Origin of the sequence: Citrobacter sp. wls615, from assembly GCF_005281355.1 — a bacterium.
Taxonomy (GTDB): domain Bacteria; phylum Pseudomonadota; class Gammaproteobacteria; order Enterobacterales; family Enterobacteriaceae; genus Citrobacter; species Citrobacter werkmanii.
In genome coordinates this window covers 1-19,638 of sequence record NZ_SZXM01000010.1, presented here as the reverse complement: position 1 = coordinate 19,638, position 19,638 = coordinate 1, and the positions used below count along the sequence as shown (strand labels likewise).

The 19,638-nt window shown below is 52.3% G+C and carries 16 protein-coding genes; 10 read left to right on the top strand and 6 right to left on the bottom strand.

All coding sequences use genetic code 11. The features are described 5' to 3' along the window. Positions 1-65 precede the first annotated feature (65 nt). The gene (locus tag FDX04_RS03970) at positions 66-1,172 is read left to right on the top strand and encodes a YcbX family protein (RefSeq protein WP_061381848.1); all 1,107 of its coding nucleotides are present in this window, start codon (positions 66-68) and stop codon (positions 1,170-1,172) included. Here FDX04_RS03970 and zapC read toward each other — a convergent pair. Both zapC and pyrD read right to left on the bottom strand, forming a co-directional pair. Next, a complete protein-coding gene (gene zapC, locus FDX04_RS03965) occupies positions 1,169-1,711 on the bottom strand; it encodes a cell division protein ZapC (protein WP_042314201.1) in 543 nt (180 codons plus the stop codon). The genes FDX04_RS03970 and zapC overlap by 4 nt on opposite strands. A gap of 165 nt (positions 1,712-1,876) precedes the next feature. Next, positions 1,877-2,887, bottom strand: coding sequence for a quinone-dependent dihydroorotate dehydrogenase (gene pyrD / locus FDX04_RS03960; protein ID WP_061381849.1), 1,011 nt, complete (start codon positions 2,885-2,887; stop codon positions 1,877-1,879). 242 nt (positions 2,888-3,129) lie between these two features. Between pyrD and ssuE the strand changes: the two genes are divergently transcribed. The 5 genes from ssuE to ssuB are packed head-to-tail and all read left to right on the top strand — an operon-like array spanning position 3,130 to position 7,381. Further along, entirely contained in the window at positions 3,130-3,705 is a 576-nt protein-coding gene (ssuE, locus tag FDX04_RS03955; protein WP_042309410.1) for an NADPH-dependent FMN reductase, read from the top strand. Further along, on the top strand, positions 3,698-4,672 hold the full coding sequence (locus FDX04_RS03950; protein WP_137370462.1) for a sulfonate ABC transporter substrate-binding protein: 975 nt from the start codon (positions 3,698-3,700) through the stop codon (positions 4,670-4,672). Before ssuE ends, FDX04_RS03950 begins: the two co-directional genes overlap by 8 nt. Continuing rightward, the gene (gene ssuD / locus FDX04_RS03945; protein ID WP_137370461.1) at positions 4,669-5,814 is read left to right on the top strand and encodes an FMNH2-dependent alkanesulfonate monooxygenase; all 1,146 of its coding nucleotides are present in this window, start codon (positions 4,669-4,671) and stop codon (positions 5,812-5,814) included. Before FDX04_RS03950 ends, ssuD begins: the two co-directional genes overlap by 4 nt. An 11-nt stretch (positions 5,815-5,825) precedes the next feature. Next, complete coding sequence (gene ssuC, locus FDX04_RS03940) at positions 5,826-6,617, top strand: aliphatic sulfonate ABC transporter permease SsuC (RefSeq protein ID WP_137370460.1); 792 nt, start codon at positions 5,826-5,828, stop codon at positions 6,615-6,617. Then, positions 6,614-7,381 (top strand): aliphatic sulfonates ABC transporter ATP-binding protein, encoded by a 768-nt coding sequence (gene ssuB, locus FDX04_RS03935; protein WP_042309417.1) that lies wholly within the window; start codon positions 6,614-6,616, stop codon positions 7,379-7,381. Before ssuC ends, ssuB begins: the two co-directional genes overlap by 4 nt. Before the next feature lie 96 nt (positions 7,382-7,477). Here ssuB and pepN read toward each other — a convergent pair whose 3' ends face one another. Beyond that, positions 7,478-10,090, bottom strand: coding sequence for an aminopeptidase N (pepN, locus tag FDX04_RS03930; RefSeq protein WP_137370459.1), 2,613 nt, complete (start codon positions 10,088-10,090; stop codon positions 7,478-7,480). Between the two features lie 265 nt (positions 10,091-10,355). Here pepN and pncB point away from each other — a divergent pair, with 265 nt between their 5' ends. The 4 genes from pncB to aspC all read left to right on the top strand — a co-directional run bounded on the left by pncB (position 10,356) and on the right by aspC (position 16,178). Beyond that, complete coding sequence (gene pncB / locus FDX04_RS03925) at positions 10,356-11,558, top strand: nicotinate phosphoribosyltransferase (protein WP_042309421.1); 1,203 nt, start codon at positions 10,356-10,358, stop codon at positions 11,556-11,558. A gap of 166 nt (positions 11,559-11,724) precedes the next feature. Further along, entirely contained in the window at positions 11,725-13,125 is a 1,401-nt protein-coding gene (asnS, locus tag FDX04_RS03920) for an asparagine--tRNA ligase (RefSeq protein WP_038639361.1), read from the top strand. 605 nt (positions 13,126-13,730) lie between these two features. Beyond that, positions 13,731-14,804, top strand: coding sequence for a porin OmpF (ompF, locus tag FDX04_RS03915; protein WP_087857554.1), 1,074 nt, complete (start codon positions 13,731-13,733; stop codon positions 14,802-14,804). A gap of 183 nt (positions 14,805-14,987) precedes the next feature. After that, positions 14,988-16,178 (top strand): aspartate transaminase, encoded by a 1,191-nt coding sequence (gene aspC, locus FDX04_RS03910; RefSeq protein WP_137359943.1) that lies wholly within the window; start codon positions 14,988-14,990, stop codon positions 16,176-16,178. A gap of 52 nt (positions 16,179-16,230) precedes the next feature. Here the strand turns inward: aspC and FDX04_RS03905 are convergent, their stop codons facing one another. The 3 genes from FDX04_RS03905 to ldtD all read right to left on the bottom strand — a co-directional run bounded on the left by FDX04_RS03905 (position 16,231) and on the right by ldtD (position 19,384). Next, a complete protein-coding gene (locus FDX04_RS03905) occupies positions 16,231-16,878 on the bottom strand; it encodes an MBL fold metallo-hydrolase (protein ID WP_137359942.1) in 648 nt (215 codons plus the stop codon). Between the two features lie 28 nt (positions 16,879-16,906). Continuing rightward, positions 16,907-17,455, bottom strand: coding sequence for a YcbK family protein (locus FDX04_RS03900; protein ID WP_003831948.1), 549 nt, complete (start codon positions 17,453-17,455; stop codon positions 16,907-16,909). A gap of 177 nt (positions 17,456-17,632) precedes the next feature. After that, positions 17,633-19,384, bottom strand: a complete 1,752-nt coding sequence (gene ldtD, locus FDX04_RS03895) for a L,D-transpeptidase (protein ID WP_137370458.1) — start codon at positions 19,382-19,384, stop codon at positions 17,633-17,635. Positions 19,385-19,638 lie beyond the last annotated feature (254 nt).

Sequence of the window (19,638 nt, the reverse complement as noted above, 5' to 3'; positions counted from 1 at the left end):
ATTATAGCTAATATGGGCGGTATGTCATAAAGTTGAAGGCTTATTTTCGCTCGAGGGGCTGTACAGTGGTCACGTTAACCCGACTTTTTATTCATCCGGTTAAATCAATGCGCGGTATTGGGCTTACCCACGCTCTGGCAGACGTTAGTGGTCTCGCCTTTGATCGCATTTTTATGATTACCGAACCCGACGGGACGTTCATTACCGCCCGACAGTTCCCACAGATGGTGCGTTTTACCCCTTCCCCTTTCCACGATGGATTGCATCTTACGGCGCCAGACGGCAGCAGCGCGCTTGTGCGATTTGCCGACTTCGCCCTGCAGGATGCGCCGACAGAAGTGTGGGGCAACCATTTTACCGCGCGTATTGCGCCAGCGGCTATCAACCAGTGGCTGAGCGGTTTTTTCTCCCGTGACGTGCAGCTTCGCTGGGTTGGTCCGCAGCTGACGCGCCGTGTGAAGCGCCGCGATGATGTTCCTTTATCCTTTGCCGATGGTTATCCCTACCTTTTAACTAACGAAGCGTCATTGCGCGATTTGCAGCAGCGCTGCCCGGCAAGCGTAAAAATGGAACAGTTCCGCCCCAATCTGGTGGTTTCAGGTGCTGCCGCCTGGGAAGAAGATACCTGGAAAGTGATCCGCATTGGCGAGGTTATTTTTGACGTGGCTAAACCTTGTAGCCGCTGCATTTTCACTACCGTCAGCCCTGAGAAAGGTCAGAAGCATCCGTCCGGCGAACCGCTGGCCACGCTGCAAAGCTTTCGCACTGCAACGGATAACGGCGATGTCGATTTTGGTCAGAATCTCATTGCGCGTAACAGTGGCGTAATTCGCGTCGGCGACGAGGTTGAAATTCTGTCCACCGGTCCGGCCAGAGTATATGGCGCGGCAGAAACCGATGATACTGCCCCGGTGCAACAACCCGATGCCACGGTGCTTATTGAGTGGCAGGGACAGACCTTTCGCGGAAATAATCAGCAGGTATTGCTTGAACAGCTGGAAAACCAGGGTATCCGGGTTCCCTACTCATGTCGGGCGGGAATTTGCGGATGCTGTCGAATTCGGCTGGTAGAAGGCGAAGTGAGCCCGCTGAAAAAATCAGCGATGGGAGATGACGGGACGATTCTGTGCTGTAGTTGTGTGCCCAAAACGGCAATCAGGCTGGAAAGTTAAACCGCCTGCTCAAGGCTGAAACTGTCAACCATTGTCTGCGGTTTCAGTCTGTCATTCATGATTTTAATTGCGTCGCCAAGCTGCATGGTGCGCCCGGCAATCACCACGCCCGGTTGTGCCAGCAGACAAAGCGCGGCGTTTTCACCCGGTTCAACCACTAACAGGTTTACCTGCTCATCGGTATCGCTTAAATCGACACAGGCAGCGTCCCCTACCACTGGCGTCCAGTTAATGCCGTGGGCGACAAAGTGCCAGCTTTTTGGCATCTGCGGCTTAAGATAACGAATAGCCACCAGCGCATTGAGCACCAGTTCCGCTTTTTGTTCTTTCGCTAAATCCAGGTAGCGGCATTTTTCTTCAAAGGAAAAATAAAGCGCGGCGTCATCAACGCAAAATCCGGAAGGAGAAAATGCATCAGGAGTGAGCATTTTACGAGCAAAACGCGAACGGAATAACATACCATTGGCTAAATCGAGCATCATACGATCGTGCTCTTCATCATAATACCAGCGCCAGTTATCGTCGGGTTTAATTCGCATCAGTTTCTCTCCTTTCCTTAATCATCGCCATTACGACAGTATCCTTTTGCCGCTTCGTTTATTGCCCTAATAATAAAAGCTCAGAATGTTTAAATAAGCAACAGTAAAGGAATATAAAACAACCAGGGCTAGAAATAAAGCCCTGGATTGTGATTAAGGTAGCATTCAGATATTGCTGACGATTTCTTTAATCAATGGTGGACCTTTAAAAATAAAGCCCGAATAAATCTGTACCAGGGTAGCGCCAGCGGCTATTTTCTCACGCGCGGCGATGACCGAGTCGATACCGCCAACACCAATAATCGGCAACTGACCATTTAATTCCTGAGACAACTGGCGAATAATTTCTGTACTTTTTAATTGTAACGGACGACCGCTCAACCCACCCATTTGATCGCAATTTTTCATTCCCTGTACGAGAGAACGATCGAGAGTGGTGTTAGTTGCAATTACGCCATCAATATTATGACGAACTAAACTGTCGGCGACCTGGATCAGTTCTTCGACGGAAAGATCCGGCGCGATCTTTACGGCCACCGGAACATATTTATGGTGGATCGCTTGCAGATCGTTTTGCTTATTTTTAATTGCCGTTAGCAGATCGTCCAGCGCTTCACCGTATTGCAGCGTGCGTAATCCCGGCGTATTCGGTGAAGAGATATTAATCGCGATATAACCGGCATAAGCATAGACTTTTTCCATACAAATCAGATAGTCATCTTTGCCGTTTTCTACCGGAGTATCTTTATTCTTACCAATATTAATGCCGAGAATGCCGTCAAAATGTGATTTCTTAACGTTCTCTACCAGGTTATCAACACCCAGGTTATTGAATCCCATGCGGTTGATCAAACCTTCCGCATCCACCAGACGGAACAGACGTGGTTTATCGTTCCCGGGCTGGGGACGTGGCGTCACGGTACCAATCTCAATTGAACCGAATCCCATCGCACCGAGCGCATCAATGCACTCCCCGTCTTTATCCAGTCCGGCAGCAAGCCCGAGCGGATTTTTAAACGTCAGCCCCATACAGGTAACCGGTTTTGCGGGTACTTTCTGGCGGACAAGCGCTTCGAGCGGCGTGCCGGTAATGCGACGTAACTGCTGGAATGTCAATTCATGAGCGCGCTCAGGATCGAGCTGGAAAAGGGCTTTACGAACGAAGGGGTAGTACATGAACTCTCCTGGATTCCCGGTGTGCAAACCGGGGGCGTATTATGTGCGATCACGAGCAAAAAGGGAATTGACCTGCGGCAATAAATAGCAATCGTTTTCCTGCTTCAGCCGTTTTATTCACTTTTCAACTTTTCTATGCCGTATAAATCATTTCGATAAACAAAATCTCTCTGCCAGACTGCACAAATTGTTATCAATGTTAAATAAAAGCGAACAATTGGTTATAAGGGGAGATTGAAATTATGCGCGTCATTACTCTGGCGGGAAGCCCACGCTTCCCCTCTCGCTCCAGCGCGTTACTGGAATACGCCCGAGAAAAACTGAACAGCCAGGATGTCGAAGTCTGTCACTGGAATCTGCACAACTTTGCCCCAGAAGACCTGATTTATGCGCGCTTCGACAGCCCGGCGCTGAAAACCTTTGTCGAACAACTACACGACGCCGACGGATTGATTGTGGCAACACCAGTCTACAAAGCAGCTTACTCCGGTGCGTTGAAAACGTTGCTCGACCTGCTTCCCGAACGTGCACTGGAAGGCAAAGTGGTTTTGCCACTGGCAACAGGCGGTACCGTTGCGCATTTACTGGCCGTTGATTACGCACTTAAGCCGGTGCTGAGCGCGTTAAAAGCCCAGGAAATCCTGCACGGTGTTTTTGCTGATGATTCACAGGTGATTGATTATCAACATAAACCGCAGTTTACGCCCAACCTGCAACTGCGTCTGGACAATGCGCTCGACACCTTCTGGCTGGCGTTGCATCGTCGCGACGTCCAACTCCCTCAATTGAATGCTCTGCGAGGTGCCGCCCATGCTTAATCTGCTCAAACGTCACACGCCTTGGCTGGCGTTGACCGGATTGCTGTCACTTTCAACGCTCGCCCATGCCGCAGAGTCTGCACCAGACGCGCTGCGCATAGGCTACCAGAAAGGGAGCGTCAGCATGGTGCTGGCTAAAAGCCATCAGCTACTGGAGAAACGCTACCCGCAGACCAAAATCTCGTGGATTGAGTTCCCGGCAGGGCCGCAAATGCTGGAAGCACTCAATATTGGCAGTATTGATCTCGGCAGTACCGGTGACATTCCACCGATTTTCGCCCAGGCCGCTGGAGCCGATCTGGTTTACGTTGGCGTCGAGCCGCCCAAACCAAAAGCCGAAGTGATTCTGGTGCCCAAAAACAGCCCGATCCAGAGCGTGGCGCAGCTCAAAGGGCATAAAGTCGCCTTCCAGAAAGGTTCCAGCGCCCACAATTTACTGCTGCGAGCCTTACAACAGGCCGGGCTGAAATTTACCGATATTCAACCAACATATCTGACACCCGCAGATGCCAGAGCAGCCTTCCAGCAAGGTAACGTTGATGCGTGGGCTATCTGGGATCCTTACTATTCCGCCGCGTTGCTGCAGGGGGATGTGCGCGTGCTAAAAGACGGCTCAGATCTCAAACAGACCGGCTCCTTTTATCTCGCCGCGCGTCCTTATGCCGAGAAAAATGGGGCATTTGTGCTTGGCGTGCTGGATACCTTTAGCCAGGCCGATGCGTTAACCCTCAGCCAGCGCCAACAAAGTATTACCCTGCTGGCCAAAACCATGGGGCTGCCAGAGCCGGTGATTGCGTCTTATCTTGATCACCGGCCGCCAACGACCATCTCGCCCGTCAGCACCTCTGTTGCCGCTCTGCAACAACAAACCGCCGATCTGTTTTATGACAATCGTCTGGTGCCGAAAAAAATCGATATTCGCCAGCGTATCTGGCAACCCACTCAGCAGACAGGAGCAAAATTATGAGTCTGAACATGTTCTGGTTTTTACCTACCCACGGCGACGGTCATTATCTGGGAACGGAAGAAGGCTCGCGTCCGGTCGATCACGGCTATCTGCAGCAAATCGCACAGGCCGCCGATCGTCTGGGATTTACCGGCGTGTTGATCCCAACCGGTCGCTCCTGTGAAGATGCCTGGCTGGTAGCCGCCTCGATAATCCCCGTTACCCAGCGGCTCAAGTTTCTGGTCGCGCTGCGTCCAAGCGTAACATCGCCAACGGTTGCCGCGCGCCAGGCAGCAACGCTCGACAGACTCTCTAACGGCCGGGCGCTGTTTAACCTGGTGACCGGTAGCGATCCACAGGAGTTGGCTGGCGACGGCGTGTTTCTTGATCATACCGAGCGCTATGAAGCTTCTGCTGAATTCACCCAGATCTGGCGTCGGCTGTTACAGGGGGAAACTGTCGATTTCAACGGCAAACATATGCACGTCCGCGGCGCGAAGCTGTTTTTTCCTCCCGTACAACAACCCTGGCCGCCACTTTATTTCGGTGGTTCTTCCGATGTCGCGCAAGACCTGGCTGCCGAGCAGGTTGATCTCTATCTGACCTGGGGCGAGCCGCCTGAACAGGTGAAAGAGAAGATTGAGCAAGTACGGGCCAAAGCGACAGCGCTTGGACGTAAGATCCGCTTTGGTATTCGTTTGCATGTGATCGTGCGGGAGACGACTGATGAGGCGTGGCAGGCAGCGGAACGTCTGATTTCTCATCTTGATGACGACACGATTGCCAAAGCTCAGGCCGCCTTCTCAAGAACGGATTCGGTTGGCCAGCAGCGGATGGCCGCGCTGCATAACGGTAAACGCGACAAACTGGAGATTAGCCCAAACCTGTGGGCTGGCGTTGGACTGGTGCGTGGCGGCGCCGGGACCGCGCTGGTCGGTGACGGTCCTACCGTCGCGGCGCGTATCAACGAGTATGCCGCGCTGGGTATCGACAGCTTTGTGCTGTCGGGGTATCCGCATCTGGAAGAGGCGTACAAAGTTGGCGAGCTACTGTTCCCGCATCTGGATGTATCGATCCCTGAAATTCCACAGCCACAGCGTCTGCACCAACAAGGCGAAGCGGTGGCTAACGAATTTATTCCTCGTAAGGTCGCGCAAAGCTAAGGAGCACGCTGATGACAACACCGAAAAACAGGTGGTTATTGCGCCTTGCACCCTGGTTTCTGCCGGTAGGTCTGGTGGCGTTCTGGCAGATAGCCTCGTCAATGGGCTGGCTATCCACCCGCATCCTGCCCTCCCCGGAGGGCGTGGTCGAAGCCTTCTGGACGCTCTCCGCCAGCGGCGAGCTTTGGCAGCATCTGGCGATCAGCTCCTGGCGCGCGCTGATCGGATTCTTGATCGGTGGATCGTTAGGTTTGATGCTGGGACTCATTAGCGGTCTTTCACGCTGGGGGGAACGCCTGTTGGATACGTCGGTACAGATGCTGCGTAACGTCCCCCATCTGGCGCTGATCCCGCTGGTGATTTTGTGGTTCGGCATTGATGAATCCGCCAAAATCTTTCTCGTCGCCTTGGGCACTCTGTTCCCGATTTACATCAACACCTGGCACGGGATCCGCAATATCGATCGCGGCCTGGTGGAGATGGCGCGCAGCTATGGGTTGTCCGGCTTTTCACTGTTTATCCATGTGATCCTCCCCGGTGCCCTGCCCTCAATTATGGTTGGCGTACGTTTTGCTCTCGGCCTGATGTGGCTGACGCTGATCGTTGCGGAGACTATTTCAGCCAATGCCGGCATTGGTTATCTGGCGATGAATGCCCGAGAATTTCTGCAAACCGACGTGGTGGTAGTGGCCATCATTCTCTATGCCCTGCTCGGCAAACTTGCCGATGTCAGCGCCCAACTGCTGGAGCGGATCTGGCTGCGCTGGAACCCGGCTTACCATGTGAAGGAGGCTACTGTATGAATACCGCTCGCTTGAATCAGGGTACGCCGCTTTTGCTGAGCGCCGTGACCAAACAATACGCCGCCAATACGGTGCTGAATCAATTAGATCTGCATATTCCGGCAGGGCAATTTGTTGCCGTAGTGGGCCGCAGCGGCGGTGGCAAAAGTACCTTACTGCGGCTGCTGGCTGGGCTGGAATCGCCCACTTCAGGCGCATTACTTGCCGGAACCACCCCGCTGGCAGAGATTCAGGATGATACGCGCATGATGTTTCAGGATGCACGTCTGCTGCCATGGAAAACGGTTATCGATAACGTTGGTCTGGGGCTGAAAGGTCAATGGCGCGATGCGGCCCGTAATGCGTTGGCCGCTGTTGGCCTGGAAAACCGGGCACAGGAGTGGCCTGCCGCCCTGTCTGGCGGGCAAAAACAGCGCGTGGCCCTGGCGCGGGCATTAATTCACCGCCCTGGTCTGTTGTTACTGGATGAACCGCTCGGCGCGCTGGATGCGTTAACCCGTCTTGAAATGCAGGATCTGATCGTCTCGCTGTGGCAGGATCACGGCTTTACGGTGCTGCTGGTGACGCACGATGTCAGTGAGGCCGTCGCGATGGCAGACCGCGTGCTGTTGATCGAAGATGGCAAAATCGGGCTGGATCTGACTGTGGATATTCAGCGCCCCCGCCGTTTGGGATCGGTGCGGTTAGCCGAGCTGGAAGCGGAAGTGTTGAACCGGGTTATGAAACGCGGCGAGACGGAACAACCGATCCGTCGACATGGATAAACACTCAGAAAACAAGGCCCGGTAGCGCTTACCGGGCCTTTTGCCGGATGGCGGCGTTACCGCCTTATCCGGCCTACTAAACTACAGGTCAACGTTTCAGGCTAACGCTTTGTCAATCTTCTCAAACAGATCGCCGGAGAGATTCTCGAGGCCTTTCAACTGTTCCAGCGCCGCACGCATCTTCGCCTGACGTTTGGCATCATAACGTTTTAAACGAATCAACGGCTCAATCAGACGTGACGCCACCTGCGGATTGCGGCTGTTCAGTTCAGTCAGCATGTCGACCAGGAACTGATAGCCGCTGCCATCTTCCGCATGGAAAGCCGCCGGGTTGCTGCCCGCAAAAGCACCAATCAGCGAACGGATGCGGTTCGGATTACTCATACTGAAGGAACGATGCTTCAGCAGACCGCGTACCGTTTCCAGCACGTTTCTCGCCGGGCTGGTGGATTGCAGGATAAACCATTTATCCATCACCAGACCGTCATGATGCCACTTATCGTCATACTCCTGCATCAATGCGTCGCGGCATGGCAGTTGCGCCGCCACAGCAGCGGACAGCGCCGCCAGGGCGTCAGTCATATTGTTCGCTTCACGGTACTGCTTGCTGACCAGCGTGTCAGCCAGATGGGTTTCGCCAAAGGCCAGGAAGCGCAGGCAGGCATTGCGCAGCGTTCGTTTGCCAATATCAGCATGCTCAACGCGGTACTCGTCAAGATGATTAGCGTTATAGATGGCGAGGAATTCATCCGCCAGTTCAGCCGCCAGAGTGCGGGTCAATGCTTCGCGAACCTCCGTTATCGCCACAGGATCAATGATGTCGAACAGTTCGGCAATTTCATTCACCGAAGGCAACGTCAGGATTTCTGCCGCCAGCGCCGGATCGATTTTCTCATCCAACAGAATCGCGCGGAAAGCATCGGCCACATGTACTGGCAGCGACAGCGGCTGTCCCTGCTGATGACGGGCAACGTTGAGCTTAATATAGGTCGCCAGCAGACTTTGCGCCGCATCCCAACGCGAGAAATCGTTACGCGCGTGACGCATCAGGAAGGTTAGTTGCTGATCGCTCCATTTGTATTCCAGTTTTACCGGTGCGGAGAATTCGCACAGCAGTGCCGGAACCGGCTGGAAGTAGACGTTATCAAAGACAAACGTCTGTTCTGCCTGGGTCACGTTGAGCACGGCATTCACCGGATGCCCGCCTTTTTGTAGCGGGATCACTTTCCCTTCGTTGTCATACAACTCGAGGGCGAAAGGAATATGCAGCGGTTGTTTCTCGGCCTGATCCGGCGTGGCTGGCGTACGCTGACTGATAGTCAGCGTGTATTGTTCCGTTGACGGATTGTAGTCATCACGCACGGTCAGAATCGGCGTACCGGACTGACTGTACCAGCGACGGAAATGCGAGAGGTCGACGTTGGACGCATCTTCCATCGCCTGCACAAAATCATCACAGGTAGCAGCGCTGCCGTCATGACGCTCAAAGTACAGCTGCATCCCTTTCTGGAAGTTAGCCTCACCCAGCAGGGTGTGGATCATACGAATGACTTCAGCACCTTTTTCGTACACGGTCAGGGTATAGAAGTTGTTCATTTCGATGACCATATCCGGGCGGATAGGGTGCGCCATCGGACTGGCGTCTTCGGCAAACTGCAGGCCGCGCATGGTACGTACATTGCTGATACGGTTTACCGCACGTGAGCCGAGATCGGAACTGAACTCCTGATCGCGGAACACGGTTAAACCTTCTTTCAGGCTCAACTGGAACCAGTCGCGACAGGTCACACGGTTGCCGGTCCAGTTATGGAAATATTCGTGACCAATAACGCGTTCAATATCGAGATAGTCTTTGTCGGTGGCCGTATCGGTGCGGGCCAGCACATATTTGGAGTTAAAGATGTTCAGACCTTTATTCTCCATCGCGCCCATATTGAAGAAGTCGACGGCGACAATCATATAGATGTCGAGGTCATACTCGAGGCCGAAACGCTCCTCATCCCATTTCATGGAGTTTTTCAGCGAGGTCATTGCCCACGGCGCACGGTCCAGATTGCCGCGATCGACATACAGTTCCAGCGCCACTTCACGTCCTGAGCGGGTGGTAAAGGTGTCACGCAGGACGTCGAAATCACCGGCTACCAGCGCAAACAGATAGCACGGTTTCGGGAACGGATCCTGCCACTGCACCCAGTGACGACCGTTTTCCAGTTCACCCTGCGCCACGCGATTGCCGTTAGAGAGCAGGAACGGATATTGGGTTTTATCGGCGATAATTTTGGTGGTAAAACGCGCCAGAACATCGGGTCTGTCGAGATACCAGGTAATATGGCGGAACCCTTCTGCTTCACACTGGGTGCACAGCGCATCGCCAGACTTATACAGTCCTTCCAGCGCGGTATTGGCCGCCGGGCTAATTTCATTCACGATACGCAGCGTAAAACGTTCCGGCAACTGACTGATGACCAGAGCGCCCTCTTCTTCTTTATACTCTGTCCACGGCTCGTCGTTCACGTGGATTGACACCAGGGTCAGATCTTCGCCATTCAGCCGCAGCGGCGCACTGGACGCACCATGACGGACAGCCTGGCTCACGGCGGTGACCACGGTTTTTTCAGCATCCAGGTCAAAGGTCAAGTCAATATCAGTAATCTGGTAATCCGGCGCACGATAGTCGTGACGGTATTTGGCTTGTGGCTGTTGTGTCATAAAAAACCTTTAGCATCTTTGGTAGAGTCTCGGCTTCAGTCTATTCCTGTTGCGTAAATCGCGCTACGCAGAATGTTCATCTTTTCAGGCACAAACACCCTTTTTGCTACATTTTCATAACACGCGGCACGAATTGCCCTCGACCAGAAAGACAGCTTATGGTGTGATCGGGGTTCAATAAATCGCTAAACAGGGTATACTCCAGCGGTTTTCTTAGTTGTTTATTGTACTAAACGCTCCCGTGAGAGGATGCTACTGCGCACCTATGACACAATTCGCTTCTCCTGTTCTGCACTCGCTGCTGGATACAGACGCTTATAAGTTGCATATGCAGCAAGCCGTTTTTCACCACTACTATGATGTACAAGTAGCGGCTGAATTTCGTTGCCGTGGCGATGACCTGCTCGGTATTTACGCTGATGCTATTCGTGAGCAGGTGAATGCTATGCAGCACCTGCGGCTGCAGGAGGACGAGTACCAGTGGCTCTCCGGCCTGCCTTTCTTTAAAGCTGATTACCTCGCCTGGTTACGCGATTTCCGTTATAAGCCGGAACAAGTTTGCGTCACCAACGATAACGGTAAGCTGAACATCCGCTTAACCGGTCCATGGCGTGAAGTGATCATGTGGGAAGTCCCGCTGCTGGCGGTTATCAGCGAACTGGTGCACCGTTACCGTTCGCCCGAATCAGGCGTTCCACAGGCACTCAATGAGCTGGAAAGCAAACTAGTCGAATTCTCTGCTTTAACGAAAGATGTCGATATGTCCCGCTTCCATCTGATGGATTTCGGTACGCGCCGTCGTTTTTCACGCGAAGTACAGCAGGCCATTGTTAAACGCCTGCAGCAAGAATCCTGGTTTGTCGGCACCAGCAACTACGATCTCGCCCGCCGTCTGTCATTAACCCCGATGGGTACACAGGCGCATGAGTGGTTCCAGGCTCATCAGCAAATCAGCCCAGAGCTTGCCACCAGCCAGCGTGTTGCGCTGGCCGCATGGTTAAATGAATATCCTGACCAACTCGGGATTGCACTGACCGACTGCATCACCATGGACGCATTTTTACGCGACTTTGGCGTCGAGTTTGCGACCCGTTACCAGGGCTTACGTCACGACTCAGGCGATCCGGTAGAATGGGGTGAAAAAGCCATTGCCCATTATGAAAAACTGGGGATTGATCCGCTGAGCAAAACGCTGGTGTTCTCAGATAACCTCGATCTGAAAAAAGCGATTGAGCTCTACCGCCACTTCTCTTCTCGCGTACAGTTGAGTTTTGGCATTGGTACAAGGCTAACGTGTGATATTCCGCAGGTTAAGCCGCTCAATATTGTTATCAAGCTGGTGGAATGTAACGGCAAACCGGTAGCGAAGTTATCTGACAGCCCCGGTAAAACCATCTGCCACGATAAAGCGTTTGTTCGTGCGTTGCGCAAAGCTTTCGATTTGCCGCATATTAAAAAAGCCAGTTAATCTTCACAGGGAGCCACATCGGCTCCCTTTTCGCGTTTATTTCCGAAATCTTTCACTCCAGCAACGAATTCTGCTTGTCTGATTGCAGATGCCAGGTAACATAGGTATCCCCCCCATTACGGGTGGACATGTGTTTATATATCCGACTATTAACAGAGAGAATATTATGAGCGTTGTGCCTGTAGCCGACGTACTCCAGGGCCGCGTAGCCGTTGACAGCGAAGTCACCGTGCGCGGATGGGTGCGTACCCGCCGAGATTCAAAAGCTGGCATCTCCTTCCTCGCCGTTTATGACGGTTCCTGCTTTGATCCTGTACAGGCCGTCATCAATAATTCTCTGCCCAATTACAATCAGGACGTATTGCGCCTGACAACGGGCTGTTCAGTTATCGTAACGGGTAAAGTCGTTGCGTCGCCTGGACAGGGACAGAGCTTTGAAATTCAGGCCACTGAGGTTGAAGTCGCGGGCTGGGTTGAAGATCCTGACACCTACCCAATGGCGGCCAAGCGTCACAGCATTGAGTATCTGCGTGAAGTCGCGCATATGCGTCCGCGTACCAACATGATTGGTGCGGTAGCGCGTGTACGTCATACGCTGGCGCAAGCACTGCATCGTTTTTTCCACGAGCAGGGTTTCTTTTGGGTATCCACGCCGCTGATCACCGCTTCCGATACGGAAGGCGCTGGTGAGATGTTCCGTGTTTCTACGCTGGATCTGGAAAACCTGCCGCGTAACGATCAGGGAAAAGTCGACTTCGATAAGGACTTCTTCGGTAAAGAAGCCTTCCTGACCGTTTCTGGTCAGTTGAACGGCGAAACCTACGCCTGCGCCCTGTCCAAAATTTATACCTTTGGCCCGACGTTCCGTGCAGAAAACTCTAACACCAGCCGTCACCTGGCAGAGTTCTGGATGCTGGAGCCAGAAGTGGCTTTCGCCAATCTGGACGACGTGGCAGGCCTCGCTGAAGCCATGCTGAAGTATGCTTTCAAGGCCGTACTGGCAGAGCGTGCGGATGATATGAAATTCTTCGCTGAACGCGTAGACAAAGACGCGATTTCACGCCTGGAACGTTTCATTGACGCCGACTTCGCGCAGGTGGACTACACCGACGCGGTAAGCATTCTCGAAAAATGCGGCAAACAGTTTGAAAACCCGGTTTACTGGGGTGTGGATCTCTCTTCCGAGCACGAACGTTATCTTGCTGAAGAGCACTTTAAAGCGCCGGTCGTGGTTAAAAACTACCCGAAAGATATCAAAGCGTTTTATATGCGCCTTAACGAAGACGGTAAAACCGTTGCGGCAATGGACGTACTGGCTCCGGGAATCGGTGAAATCATCGGTGGTTCTCAGCGTGAAGAGCGTCTGGACGTGCTGGATGCCCGTATGCTGGAGATGGGTCTGAATAAAGAAGATTACTGGTGGTATCGCGACCTGCGCCGCTACGGTACCGTTCCGCATTCCGGCTTCGGCTTAGGCTTCGAGCGTCTGATTGCCTACGTTACTGGCGTGCAGAACGTCCGTGATGTCATTCCGTTCCCGCGTACTCCGCGTAACGCCAGCTTCTAAAACTGAATTTTTAATCCAAAGGCCAGCATTCATTGCTGGCCTTTTTTGTAACCGCGCCACGTTACAGGGATCCCCATAACACGTTAAATACAACCCTTCGCCTCCCCTCTTCCTGTTACGTAATATTTCACAGCAACACATTCGAACAAAAAATAATCAGCAGTTTTATTGTGGATTAGCATTTTCTGATTAAATAGTACATTTTTTAACCTTTCGCATGGCTGTCCAGATGTCCATAAATCACCTTCAGTTAAATCAGTTCTTTTAGTCATAGCGAAGAAAAAGCGGTCTTAGCAAAATTAAATATAAGAAAATCATATAAATAGAAATAACAGGGGTGATTTTTAGCGCAGAGACATCTGAAGTTTGAAGTTGTTCACAAAGTTGCATAAAAATAACGTTTTGTTACACATTTTTTCTTTTTGAAACCAAATCTTTATATTTGTAGCACTTTGAGAGTAGCGAAACGATAGTTTGAATGGAAAGATGCCTGTCAGACACATAAAGACACCAAACTCTCATCAATAGTTCCGTAAATTTTAATTGACGGAATTTATTGGCGGCAGTGGCAGGTGTCATATAAAAACCGATGAGGGTAATAAATAATGATGAAGCGCAATATTCTGGCAGTGGTTATCCCTGCTCTGCTGGTAGCCGGGGCAGCTAACGCTGCAGAAGTTTATAACAAAGATGGCAACAAAGTAGACATTTACGGTAAAGCTGTGGGTCTGCACTATTTTTCCAAGAACAACGGTGATAACGCCTACGCGCCTAACGGCGATCAGACCTATGCCCGTCTTGGTTTCAAAGGGGAAACTCAGATTAACGACCAACTGACCGGTTACGGCCAGTGGGAATACCAGTTCAGCGGCAATAACCCAGAAGGCGGTGACGATGCCCAGAAAGGCAACAAAACCCGTCTGGCGTTCGCCGGTCTGAAATTCGGCGACGCGGGCTCCTTCGACTACGGTCGTAACTACGGCGTCGTATACGATGCGCTGGGTTACACCGATATGCTGCCAGAATTCGGTGGTGATACCGCTGCTTCTGACCAGTTCTTCTCCCAGCGTAACGGCGGTCTCGCAACCTACCGTAACTCCAACTTCTTCGGTCTGGTTGAAGGCCTGAACTTCGCCGTTCAGTACCTGGGCAAAAATGAGCGTGATGACGCGCGTCGCTCTAACGGTGATGGTGTTGGCGGCTCAGTAAGCTACGAAATGGATGGCTTCGGTATCGTGGGTGCTTATGGCGCAGCTGACCGCACCAACGCGCAAGAAACGCTGACCTACGGTCGCGGTGCAAAAGCTGAGCAGTGGGCTGCTGGCGTGAAATATGATGCGAACAACATCTACCTGGCGGCGAACTACAGCGAAACCCGTAACGCTACCCGTATCTCTAACGGTTATGCCAACAAAACTGAAGACGTGCTGTTGGTTGCCCAGTATCAGTTCGACTTCGGCCTGCGTCCGTCCCTCGCCTATACCAAATCTAAAGGTAAGGACATTGAAGGCATCGGTGACGTAGATCTGGTGAACTACTTCGAAGTGGGTGCGACTTACTACTTCAACAAAAACATGTCCACCTATGTTGATTACATCATCAACCAGATCGATTCTGACAACAAACTGGGCGTAGGCTCTGACGACACCGTCGCAGTAGGTATCGTTTACCAGTTCTAATAGCAGACCTCTTTGTTAAATGCCTAAAAAACAGGACTTCGGTCCTGTTTTTTTATCTCTGCTAGCGGATTCTTGCGTCTTAAAAAAACACCTCAGCTTTTCGTCAGTAACGGTTGGCATTTTGTAAATCTACCGTTAACCTGATAGCGGACTTCCCTTCTGTAATCACTATGGAACCTCGTCATGTTTGAGAACATTACCGCCGCTCCTGCCGACCCTATTTTGGGTCTGGCTGATTTGTTTCGTGCCGATGACCGCCCAGGAAAAATAAACCTCGGGATCGGTGTATATAAAGATGAGACAGGCAAAACGCCGGTACTGACCAGCGTTAAAAAAGCCGAGCAATATATACTGGAAAATGAAACCACCAAAAACTACCTTGGCATTGACGGTATTCCAGAGTTTGGTCGCTGCACTCAGGAATTACTGTTTGGTAAAGAGAGTTCGCTTATCAACGACAAACGCGCACGTACAGCACAGACCCCTGGTGGTACTGGCGCACTGCGTGTAGCAGCTGATTTCCTGGCAAAAAACACCTCGGCTAAACGCGTTTGGGTGAGCAATCCAAGCTGGCCGAACCATAAGAGCGTCTTTAACTCTGCCGGTCTGGAAGTTCGTGAATACAATTATTACGATGCGGCAAACCACTCTTTAGACTTTGATGCGATGCTGGCAAGCCTCAGCGAAGCGCAGGCCGGCGACGTGGTGTTATTCCACGGCTGCTGCCATAACCCAACCGGTATCGATCCTACGCTGGAGCAGTGGCAAACGCTGGCTCAGCTTTCCGTCGATAAAGGTTGGTTGCCGCTGTTTGACTTCGCCTACCAGGGTTTTGCCCGTGGTCTGGAAGAAGATGCGGAAGGTCTGCGCGCATTCGCGGCACTGCACAAAGAGCTGATCGTCGCCAGCTCCTACTCCAAGAACTTTGGTTTGTACAATGAGCGCGTAGGCGCCTGTACGTTGGTTGCAGCCGATGCTGAAATCGTTGACCGCGCGTTTAGCCAGATGAAATCAGCCATTCGTGCTAACTATTCCAACCCGCCGGCACACGGCGCATCCGTAGTCGCTACGATTTTGAGCAACGACGCGCTGCGCGCCATCTGGGAACAAGAGCTGACTGATATGCGCCAACGCATTCAGCGCATGCGTTTACTGTTCGTGAATACGCTGCAGGAGAAAGGTGCAAGCCGCGACTTCAGCTTTATCATCAAACAGAACGGCATGTTCTCATTCAGCGGCCTGACCAAAGAGCAGGTTCTACGCCTGCGTGAAGAGTTTGGTGTCTATGCCGTCGCTTCCGGACGTGTAAACGTAGCCGGAATGACGCCAGATAACATGGCGCCGCTGTGCGAAGCGATTGTCGCAGTACTGTAATCAATAGCGCACAAAAAAGGCCGCAATCGCGGCCTTTAATTTATCTGCGGTTTTACCAGACAGGCATTTCATCCTGCAGAAACGGGTTATGTAACCGTTCGTGGCCCAGCGTAGAAAGTGGACCGTGGCCCGGAATAAACGTCACGTCATCGCCCAGCGGCAACAGTTTACGTTTAATCGAATCGATCAATTGACTGTGATCGCCGCGCGGGAAATCACTGCGCCCTACGCCACCTTTGAAAATCACGTCACCCGAAATCAGTAACTTTGACTGCTCATCAAAGAAGACCACATGCCCCGGCGTGTGACCGGGACAATGGAGCACCTGTAATATGACATTACCCACGCTTACCCGATCGCCTTCATTTAACCAGCGATCGGGCATCAGCGGCTCACAATCTCCCAGGCCAAACATCCGGCTCTGAGCAGGCAAGCCCTGTAACCAGAACTCATCTTCTTTTTCCGGGCCAATAACCGGTACACCATAATGCTGTGCCAGTTCAGCCGCCGCCCCTACGTGGTCAAGATGACCATGGGTAAGCAGGATCTGCATAAGCGTCAGACCGCTGGCATCCACTTCCTGTTTGATTTTCTCGGCATCGCCGCCGGGATCGACCAGCGCGGCCAGACGAGTCTGCTCACACCAGATTAACGAGCAGTTCTGGGCAAATGCAGTGACCGGAATAATACGATAGTTCATACAGCTCCTGTTTCATTAAGCTTACGGATCACCAGTGCCGTGCAGGTCCGGTGTCAATATGCACAAAGTTACTGCTGGGGTAGTATCCTACACCACCTGCGCGCATAGATAACGCAGCTTTGCGAATATTACTTAATGCGATGCCTTCAATATGGAAATCCATAGCCTGGCCTTTCGTGTGGTAGCTTTTCTTAGCGACACCACGGCTGCGCGCACGGAGTTCATTATTGGTATCGATTGAGCGATAGCCAGAGATCAGCTGTACGGGTTTACGCGTGCCCAGCAGACCCTGCAGACGGAAGAGTTGGTCAAACAATCCCGGGTCAATGGATTTCACTTTATTGGCCCGAAAATCACGGAAAAAGTGGTTAAGTTTTGCTAATTCGTCCTGAATATAGCCCCTGCCATCAAAAAACTCTGCTTTTATTGACTCACCGGTATGCAGGTTATTCAGAGTCAATATACGCGGACGTGGGGTGGAGAGTGTGGCAAACGCAGGCGTAGGCAGGATGGCAGCGCCGAGGGCAATGCCACCAAGCGCCAGCAGTTTGCGGCGATTAGCGTCAAATTTGTCCATGGTATTAAGGTCTACAAGGTCAATGTTATCGTATGTATGCTCTAGCGCACGCGGGAAACCTTATCTGGCTAAGTAGTCCACGTCAAGGCTCCCAACCCCAGGAAATACGGGGCTTGCAGCCATTTAGCCCCATTTCCAACATAACTTACGACAATCATTTTCCTCGAACTGCTTCATTTATCTGATTAATTGTTCGGCTTTTGACACAATTTGTGCGCTGGATCGCGCTGTCAGATCGTAATTGTAAATATCTGTACGATACTGCGTCCGCCCATCCGCCCCCACAAACGCGGTCAGGTAGTAAAGATTGACCGGAATATTCTGACGAATATTCACGTACCGCGTATCCCCTTGCTTCAGGGCGTCCGAGATGCGCGAATCATTCCAGCCCGCATCCTGTAGCAGCATATTCGCCAGCTCAGATGCCTTATTCACACGCACGCAGCCTGAGCTAAGCGCCCGCGTATCTTTCTGGAACAGGTTGTGGTTTGGCGTATCGTGCAGATAAATAGCATCTGAACTCGGCATATTAAATTTATAACGGCCGAGCGAGTTACGCGCGCCCGGCGCCTGTTGGAAGCGGAACGGCAGATTCGATGCGGTGATGGTCGCCCAGTCAACCTGCCATGGATCTATCGTCTCTTTGCTATTCCAGCCGCGCATTACGGTATAGCCGTGACGCTCAAGGTATCCCGGGTCATTCCACACCTTAGGCAGAATATCTTTACGTGCCAGCGTCGGCGGTACGTTCCACGGTGGGTTAACGACCACATTATTCAGCGCACTGCTCATCATCGGCGTTTTGCGATCGGGACGCCCGACAATAACGCGTGAGGCTAGCACCTGATTGCCGTTCTGATAATAAACCAGCGAGTAGGCAGGAATATTCACCATGATACCGGTAGACAAATCACTCGGAAGCAGGCGCAAACGCTGAATATTCAACGCCAGCACACCTGCACGCTGAGCGGGCGTTACGTTCAGCCAGTCACGCGTTGCGGGTCCAATGGCGCCATCGGCCCCCAACCCCTGCCACGTCTGGAAACGCTTCACCGCCGCAACCAGTTCACTGCCGTAAGCGCTACGCCCTTCTTTAGCAGCCGTACTGACGACTGATTCAAGCATCCCGGTGCGGCGTAAGATTTCACGCAACGCGGGGATATCGTTACTCCACTCGCCAGGACGCAGCGTCGCGGTACTGGTTAACTGCGGCCAGGGACGCGTATCGCTCACCAGTTTTAACAACGATTCATGCATGGCTGCATACTGCGGATGCTGAGGCGCCAGGCCGGTAATAAACGACGTCAGTTGCCCATTATCCAGCGCCACCTGCCATTGGTTGATCACGGAAATCGGCGGAGTTGCCAGCGCATAGGGCTTATCACTGTAGAGCCAGCGATTACCTTTGACGGGGATATTTGCGATAAAGTGCAGATATCCCATCAGGGCATCAGAAAGCACGATGTCTCGCGCCTGACCCGTTACCGCCGGGTCGGTAAGCAATGCGACCCAGGTGGTAAATTGCGGCTGAAATCCGGCAATCGCCACCTCGGCTAACTGTTGCTGAAACGCTTTTACCGCATCTCGATTTTCCCACATCGGTTTCATTTCGCGAGCGGCATACAGCAATTCCAACTGGCTCATATAAACCGGCGTGAAGCCCGCGGGAAGTTGAGATTGTAATTTGGCGCGAGTGCTATCGACAGACACGCCCTCCGGCAGCGGTTGAATACCCGCCATGATAGCAGTCGCGGAAGATTGAACCTGCGGTTGCGGTAACGCTGTTGGCTGTTCACTGACGGACGCTGAGCTGTCGCCAGGGATCATTTCAGGCTCATCGGCCTGCGCATTGAACAGTGGAGCGAATGTTACGGCCAGGCACAAACTAATTGCCGACAGCCGACGACCACACATTTTATTAAGCAACATCCCTTGCCCCCTGTTTTCTTTATCATACTTTGAGTAGCCAGGCCGTATGCATTCCCCTTATGTTTTGCTGGGGTCGGACCTGTAAAACGCCAATACACGCTGAAGTATGACGAGCAAGCCTGCCACGAGTTAGGCTTACCTTTAGTATATAAACATCAAATAGTTTTTGCCTAACCTAATGTAAAGAAGTCTAAAGAAATTACACCAGGCATTATGTGCTTTTCAGAAAATAAATATCCTCCGGCATAGCCGGA